The sequence below is a fragment of the Pseudomonadota bacterium genome, from assembly GCA_018823285.1.
Lineage (GTDB): Bacteria > Desulfobacterota > Desulfobulbia > Desulfobulbales > JAGXFP01 > JAHJIQ01.
Genome location: JAHJIQ010000026.1, coordinates 68,414 through 76,365, shown reverse-complemented (window position 1 = coordinate 76,365; position 7,952 = coordinate 68,414). Strand labels below are relative to the sequence as shown.

At 52.8% G+C, this 7,952-nt stretch carries 7 protein-coding genes; 2 read left to right on the top strand and 5 right to left on the bottom strand.

Annotation, left to right across the window (positions count from 1 at the left end; translation table 11 throughout):
* Window positions 1-213: 213 nt before the first annotated feature.
* The 5 genes from KKG35_07335 to KKG35_07315 form a co-directional block, all read right to left on the bottom strand.
* Window positions 214-1,113: a tyrosine-type recombinase/integrase gene (locus KKG35_07335; GenBank protein MBU1737941.1), complete on the bottom strand. Its 900-nt coding sequence runs from the start codon at window positions 1,111-1,113 to the stop codon at window positions 214-216.
* Window positions 1,100-2,194: a tyrosine-type recombinase/integrase gene (locus tag KKG35_07330; protein MBU1737940.1), complete on the bottom strand. Its 1,095-nt coding sequence runs from the start codon at window positions 2,192-2,194 to the stop codon at window positions 1,100-1,102. Before KKG35_07330 ends, KKG35_07335 begins: the two co-directional genes overlap by 14 nt.
* 334 nt (window positions 2,195-2,528) lie before the next feature.
* Entirely contained in the window at window positions 2,529-3,791 is a 1,263-nt protein-coding gene (locus KKG35_07325) for an NAD(P)/FAD-dependent oxidoreductase (protein MBU1737939.1), read from the bottom strand.
* A gap of 16 nt (window positions 3,792-3,807) precedes the next feature.
* Window positions 3,808-4,980, bottom strand: a complete 1,173-nt coding sequence (locus tag KKG35_07320; protein ID MBU1737938.1) for an MFS transporter — start codon at window positions 4,978-4,980, stop codon at window positions 3,808-3,810.
* Complete coding sequence (locus KKG35_07315; protein ID MBU1737937.1) at window positions 4,977-5,183, bottom strand: hypothetical protein; 207 nt, start codon at window positions 5,181-5,183, stop codon at window positions 4,977-4,979. The genes KKG35_07320 and KKG35_07315 overlap by 4 nt, the downstream gene beginning before the upstream one ends.
* Window positions 5,184-5,971: 788 nt before the next feature.
* Here KKG35_07315 and KKG35_07310 point away from each other — a divergent pair.
* Window positions 5,972-7,366: a sigma 54-interacting transcriptional regulator gene (locus tag KKG35_07310; GenBank protein ID MBU1737936.1), complete on the top strand. Its 1,395-nt coding sequence runs from the start codon at window positions 5,972-5,974 to the stop codon at window positions 7,364-7,366.
* 148 nt (window positions 7,367-7,514) lie between these two features.
* Window positions 7,515-7,811 carry a hypothetical protein gene (locus KKG35_07305; protein MBU1737935.1) on the top strand — a complete coding sequence of 99 codons (297 nt, stop codon included), beginning with the start codon at window positions 7,515-7,517 and terminating at the stop codon, window positions 7,809-7,811.
* Window positions 7,812-7,952: the final 141 nt, after the last annotated feature.

Here is a 7,952-nt window from a genome sequence, read left to right as displayed (position 1 = left end):
GTCCGTCTCTATGTCGTCGTAGAATGATTTCAAGAAAAGTATAAATCCTCCGTTTGTTCCAGGAAGATACAAAATGAAAAGTCAACTCGTCAAGCCATGATGCAGGGCAGGTTATTCATGACAAGATTCTCAAGAGCTATACGTAACAAAACCTGCTTTTTCTCTTTCAAATTAATAAGTTACGCTTGACATTACAGTTAAAATCTTTTCGTGTCAATGTCTGTCAGATCTACCCAAGAATATGCTTTTCTCCATAATCAATTCCATTGCTTTGTTGTAGTCTCGAGCGACTTTCACATTAGAAACTTTGCAGTATCTTTGGGTAGTAGTAATCCTGCTATGTCCCAAGAGATCCTGGATCGTCGCCAAGTCTGCATCAACGTTGAGCAACTGGGTCGCCATGGTATGCCGCAGATGATGGCATGAAGCCTTCACCCCGGCTTTCTTCGTATAATACTCAATACGTTTTTGGATACCCCGAACAGATATAGGGGAACCCCGATGCTTCCCTTTCTCTACCAGGAACACTCCTGAAGAATTAGAAGCTGGGCGGATTTTCAAGTAATCGTTTAGGGCACAAAGCGAATCCCTGCTTAGATAAACAGTCCGATCTTTACTCCCCTTGCCGTTTTTTACAAGTAATCGCTGCCTCTTCTGGTCTATTGCGTCAATGCAAAGCGCCGCGACCTCTCCCACCCGCAACCCACAACGCAACATGAGCAAGAACATTGCCCTGTCACGGCGTGTTTTCAGTGCAGCAAACAATTTATCAACTTCGTTGTCTTGAAGATACCGGGGAAGAGGTTTGGGAAGCCGCAGTGCGCTACCTGTCCTGACGGGGTTTTGTAAGGATGCCCCCTCTTCATAACGCAAGAAATTGTAATAACTTCGGATGCCGTTCAACTGGCAATTAATGGTCTTTGGGTGTTTCCCTTGGCGCTGCAATCGTTCGATATAGCAACTTATCTCTCGATGAGTGACCAGTTCAACTGGAACTTCGAGCCAGGTTAAAAAATGTTTCAGGCTGTTCAGGTAGTTCCTGATTGTGCATTGAGAGAGATTCCGCCGCTTCAAATATCGCCGATACTGGATAATGCTGTCAGTAAAGTCCATGCGATCCCTCCCTTTCAATGCGATTGATAGCTCGAAAATATTCTTCCTCCCGTGTTTTATCCGTCAACCTCGCATAGTGACGCGTCATCTCAATGGTTGAATGCCCCAGCAGTTGCTGCAGCACCTCAAGCCTCATCCCGACGTTCAAAAGTTCGGTGGCAAATGTGTGCCGCAATTGATGTATCGAGTAGCCTTTCGCGGCCAGCCCTGCTTTTTTCAGATGTTTCAGAAACAACTTGCGAGCGCCGGCGTAAGAGAGCGGTTGACTGTTACGACCATAAAAAAGAGGCTCTGCTTCCGGATTACGGATTCGCAGCCAGGCGAGCAATGCTTCCTTTGCATCATCGCAGAAATACACCACTCTGCCTTGGGCATTTTTCTCCCCGATGTAAATGCAGATTTTCTGTTCGTCGAGGTTGATATCGGTGACCTGGAGGGCAAGCAGCTCCCCGATTCGCATGCCAGTCCGCAACAAAAGCATTATCAGCGCACGGTCGCGGATCTCGGATATGCCCGAAAGAAATTTTGTTAGATCATCGAAGGCAATTGCTCTGGGCAAAGACGAAGGTGTTTTGATCCTTATTTTCCGCTCCAAAATCATTGGGGGCAAGACATGCGATTTAACCAGGAAGTTGAGAAACGCATACAACGAGACAAGCCTGGTCTTGATTGATAGCACCTTTAAACCACGGTCTTGCTCATGCTCGACATATGCTTCTATGTCCCGGCGAGAAAGATCCAATATGTCACGGCGGCCATTCTTTTCCAGAAACAGCAAGAACAACCTGACCGAGTATACACTTGCCAAAAGAGTACGGGGACTCAAATTCCGGCGATACTTATCCTTCAGATAGCTGATTACATACTCTTTCCCAGGGAAATTGCTTTCTCCCAGTTTATTGAGAAGGTGATCGTAAACGATCGTCTTTTCTTGGCGATAGTGAGTGATCGGTGTTGGAGGCAGTTCCGGTTGGGGAAGTCCATAATTTCCACAGAAATCATGACTATTGAACGAAATCGGAAATTCGTGCCTTCCAGAATAGGAAAATGTGTATCGGATTGAATACTGCGGTGAATCCATATCTGCCTCCTTTTCTCTTTTTGTAAGAAAAAACAGACAGATAATGAATGATTTCCAAAGATCAGTCACATCTTAATTTTGTTACGTACAGTTCCAAAATGTATTGATTGTCAGGAATACACATTGTCGACAGAGGGAATAAATTGCACCAAAGTTTTGATAATTACTGAACATCATAACTTTTTGAATGACATGATGGGTTAAGGATCTGGCAAGGGATCAACAGAATATCTCTACTTTGGGTTTGTCAGATTTGATTAAAATCAGGAGGTGAGAATTGTCAGATCGAATGTGGGTTCATACATTTCATTTTTCATTTTTCATTCTTCATTTTTCATTGCCGCAAAACAGGGTCCTGTTTTGCGGCGGCGGCGCGTCCGGCGAGCCAGCCGGTGGAGAAGGCCGCCTGCAGATTGTAGCCGCCGGTATCGCCCTGGATGTCCAGCAGTTCTCCGGTAATATAGAGTCCTCGAACCAGTTTTGATTCCATGGTGTTGGGGTCGATCTCTTTGGTATTAACGCCACCGGCGGTGACGATGGCTTCCTTTATTGGCCGGTGGCCGGTTACTTCAAGGCGGAGCTCCTTCAGCCAGTTTCGGATGGTCTTTCTCTCCTGAGCGCTGATGGTGTGGACCTGCTTGTCACCGGCTATTTCGGTCTGTTCAAGGCAAACCGGGATCATTTCTTTCGGTAAAAGCCCCCGCAACATACTTTCGACGGATTCCTTGCCGCGACTTGCGATATCCCGCTGCAGGCGTGCATCGAGTTTCTGTTCGTCAAGGGCCGGTTTCAGGTCGATTGCCAGTTCAATTTTTGCGCCCCGTTGCAGATGATCGACAATCTCTCCGCTTAAAGTCAGGATCACCGGGCCGGACACCCCGGTCCGGGTGAAGGACATTTCGCCGAACAGCTCTTTTTTCCGTTTGCCGTCGATAATGGTCCGGACCCTGATATTCCGCAGGTCGAGACCGGCAAGGCGGTTGGCGAGACTGCCCGCGGTTTCAAGGGGGATCAGGGCCGGTCTGATCTCTTTGATGGTGTGCCCCGCTTTTTCGGCCATCCGGTAGCCGTCACCGGTGGAGCCGGTCGCCGGGTAGGATGCGCCGCCGGTGGCGAGAATCACCGCCCGGCAGGAAATTGTTTTGCTGCCGCACCTGACGCCGACAATTTTCCCGTCTTCGATCAGCAGATCATCGACCGGAGAGGAGCTGCTGATTTTGACACCGCAGCTTTCCACCCAGGCGAGCAGCGCGTCCAACACTTCATGGGCCTTGCCGCTTTTGGGAAAGACCCGGCCGCCCCGTTCGGCAACCGTTTCAAGGCCGAGGCGGTGGAGAAAATCCAGCAGCTCGGTGTTGAAAAAGCGGGCGAAGGCCTGGTGCAGAAAGCGGCCGCTTCGGCCGAAATGGGCCATGAAATCAACTTTGTCGGCGATATTGGTGATGTTGCAGCGGCCCTTGCCGGAGATACAGAGCTTGCGGCCGGGGCGCTTCATTTTCTCCAGCAGCAGCACTTCCGCCCCGGCCAGGGCGGCCTGCCCGGCCGCCATCAACCCGGAAGGCCCGCCGCCGATCACTATTATTTTCTTTGCAGTCATAGGGCGGGCTCGTGGTTTACTTTTCGGTGATGGGTTGTGAAGGGTTTGCTCTGAAGACAATAATCAGCATAAGCATCAGCAGCGGCAGGGAGATCAGATTGAGTGTTTTCCAGCCGACGAGATAGATCACCGCCCCGGCTGAAAGGGAGGCCGCCGCCTGGAAAGAGTAAACGGTGAAGTCATTTACCGCCTGGGCCCGGAACCGTTCATTGGGCAGGTATGATCTGGTGAGAAGCGCGGTGCCGCCGACAAAAAGAAAATTCCAGCCGATGCCGAGCAGCACCAACCCGCCCCAGTAGTGGATCAGATGCTGATTGTAGAGAGCGACCAGCACGCAGAGGGTCATCAGCAGAATACCGGTGATCATGATCTTACCGATGCCGAAGCGATCAATCAGAAATCCGCTGAACAGCGACGGGATGAACATGGCCATCACATGGCATTCAACAACCCAGGCGGTATCGTCCAGGGAAAAGCCGTCGATGATATGCATACTGATCGGAGTGGCGGTCATGATGAAGGTCATGACCGAGTAAGCGACCAGGCCGGCAAGGACGGCAGTCAGGAAGAGGGGCTGGAAAGCCATTTGCGCAAACGGCCGTTTTATGCCGGTGACGACAGCGTTTTCTTTCATGGTCACGGAAAGAAAAGAGAGCAGGACAATGTTGATCACGTAAATTGCCGCAAGCGAGGCAAAGGAGCCGCTGTATGGACCGAGGGGAAGCCAGTCCCTGGAGTGTTTGGCAAGTTCCGGGCCGATCAGTGCCGCCATGATCCCGCCCACCAGAACCATGGAGATGGCCCGGCCCACCCGCTCCGGGGTGACGCTCTCGGCGGCGGCAAACCGGTACTGCTGGATAAAGGCCATGTTGCCGCCGATGCCGAGGGTGGCCAGACAGAACAGATAAAAGTTCATGGTGATGATGGCCTGGATGGCGAGCAGCGAGGCGGCGAGGGCAAGGGCGGAACCGGTCATGAAACCGTAGCGGCGTCCCACCTTCCCCATTAAGAGGGCGGCGGGCAGGCTGAAAAGAGCACCGCCGACAACCATGATCGCGAGCGGCAGGGTGCTTAGGGAGGCGCTCGGGGCAAGATCGGAACCGATAATTCCGCCGACCAGCACGATCATCGGGGCAGCGGCCATGCCCAATGCCTGGCAGATGCTGAGTAAAAAAATGTTGCGGTTCACCCTTCTTGGTCCTTTTTGCGGTTTCGGCAATTTCCCTGTCGGGATTTTTTATTTTCTTCCAGCTCAAGGAGCATCTTCAGGGTCTCTTCGCTCACCGACACCTTCCCTTCCAGCACGCAGCCGGGGCGGCCCATGATGCAGCGGGACTTCAGTTTTTTGCAGATATCGGTCTCAAAATCGTGATTTTTGCAGGAGAAGGTCATGGCTTTTTAATAGTTAAAAGTTAAAAGTGAAGAGTTAAAAGTTGTGGAAGGTGCGTTATAAAAAACAGGGATATGGTTATTGCGCAGTATAGCGGGAATTCCTGTTTATAGTCCGGACGCTTTCCCCACAATCATTTTTTCGGTAGTGATTTCGCGAAGCTTATGCCATGTTTCAGCATTTCCTGCAACCTGTTGTCGTCGAGCACGGCTTTTTATAACATATCCGGTCGTTCCGCCATAACAATGATTCCTGAACATGCACAGCGAAACGCATTCCCCGCAGCTCGAAGTCTGCGCTATCTGCTGCGGGGTGAGTGAGCGAATCTGATGCAACAAGCAACCTTCCATCCGGAGATTCCCCGTGGCTCGAAGTCTCGTGCTGATCTGCCGCGGGGAGCTTCAATTTCAGCGACGGACTGTCTCGTTCTGTTGACTTGTGAGACACTTCCGGCTTATATAGCATCATGGGCAAGAACAATAAAAAGATCGGCTGCCGGGTGATCTTCATCTCGGAAAAGTTTCCTGAGCAGGCGATTGCCGCCGCGTCCAGTATGGCGTCAGAGACCATTGAAACGGTAGTTGCGGTACCGGAAGGAAAGCAGAAGAAGGTTCCCGGGAAAAAAGGTCTCAATTGGTCCGGAAAGATGATCACCACGGAACATATTGATCTCTTCGGTTTTGATCTGGCGGTTTTCATCGGCGAGGCCGAAGGCGCGCAATTTCCCCCATTGCCCGGCCTGCCGCCGGTTCTGCGCTGGGAGGGGAGCAAAAGCGTAAGTCACGAGGCCATGATCCGGGAAATTCGGGAGCGGATCGGGAGTTTGCATGACGTCTATCTGGAGACCCTGATCGGGGCGCGGCGGAATTCCGAACTGGTGCTCGATAACCTCCAGGAAGGGATCATCGCCCACGACAATGATCGGCGGATCTTCTTTTTCAACAAGGCCGCGGAGCGGATCACCGGCTATTCGCGGCACGAGGTTCTGGGCCGGGATTGCCATCAGGTTTTCCCCGGCAGTTTCTGCGGCGGGAATTGTTCCTTCTGCAACGCGGACCGCCCTCCTGTTCTTCCGGCAACACCATATCATCTGCAATTTACCAGCGGTTCCGGAGAGCTGCGGCATCTTGAGATGAGCGTCACCCCGGTCACCGACCGACTCGGTGCGGTCCAGGGGGTGGTCGCCTCTTTCCGGGACCGGTCGCGGGAGATGGCAATGGCCAGCCGGCTGGGCGAAATCGAGAGGTTTTCAGGAATTATCGGCCGCGACTCAAGGATGCAGGAAGTGTATCAGACGATCCGGGAGCTTGCCGACAGCACGGTGCCGGTCCTGATCAATGGTGAATCCGGCACCGGCAAGGAGCTGGTGGCGGCGGCCATTCATAATGAGGGGAGCCGGGGGCGCAAACTTTTCGTGCCGATCAACTGCGGCGCCTTGCCGGAAAATCTTCTGGAAAGTGAGCTGTTCGGTCATGTCCGGGGGGCCTTCACCGGGGCGATCCGGGACAAAAAAGGGCGCTTCGAACTGGCGGACGGCGGGACCATTTTCCTCGATGAGATCGGAGATATTTCCCTCGCCATGCAGGTGAAGCTCCTGCGGGTCCTGCAGGACGGAACCTTCCATCGGGTGGGCGGGGAAGAGCTTGTCAAGGTGGATGTCAGGGTTGTTTCGGCGACCCATAAAGAGCTGCGAAAGGAGATTGCCGAGGGGAGGTTTCGCGAAGACCTCTTCTATCGGCTCTGTGTGGTCCCGGTTTCGTTGCCGCCCCTGCGGGAAAGAAGAGCGGACATCCCGCTGCTGGCCAGCCATTTTATTGAACAGGGAAACCGGGAGGAAGGGCGTGAGCATTTTTCCCTGGCCCCGGAAACGCTTGACCTGATGCTCGGCTATGACTGGCCGGGGAACGTCAGGGAACTCCAGAACGTGATCCGTTTTCTGATGGTTCGCTGCCGCGACACGGTCGCCCGGCCCCATCACCTGCCGGAGAATGTCCGGAATATCGTGGCGGGAACACTTCCGGCCATTCGGCTGACTGAAAAAAGAAGAACGAGGCTGTCTGTGGATCGGGTAAGAACCGCGCTGCAGGAAACCGGTAACAACCGGCTGCAGGCGGCAAAAATTCTCGGGGTCGGCCGGGCGACCCTCTATCGATTTCTGGATGCTCATCCGGAGGTTGTGCGCTAGTTCCCGGATGGGTTCATGGATTCCGGGTCAGATCAATCCCTCCAGTGGGTGTCTACTGCGATTCCGCGCTCGGATAATGAGTATAGCGAATTGAAATTGAGATGTGATCAGATGATATACTGATGAAAAACTGATGACAGGTGGATGCATGAAAAAACAACTGATGATGTATCTTTCCGCGGTTCTGGTTCTGGTTTCATTTACGGCCTGTGGTGCAGGAAGCAAAATGGACCGGGCCGGGAAGAATATGGAGCGGGGGGTCGGCAAAGCTGCTGAAAAAACCCAGCAGGGGGTGGTCAAGGGGGCTGACAAAACATCCGGCGCCCTTGAAAAAATGGGGGCAGGACTGAAAAAAGGGGGCGAAAAAACCGTTGAAGGGCTGGATAAGTTCGGTGATACCCTGGACCGTTCCTTTGACAAGCTTGGTGAAAAGCTTGAGAAATGATCTGGTGTTGAAACCCGCTTGGGGCGGTAAAGAAGAGAAGCCATCCTTCGACAAGCCCAGGATGATCCTTCGCCAAGCTCAGGATGAGCGGGGTGACTCGACAGGCTTGGGATGGTCCTTCGACAGGCTCAGGATGAGCGG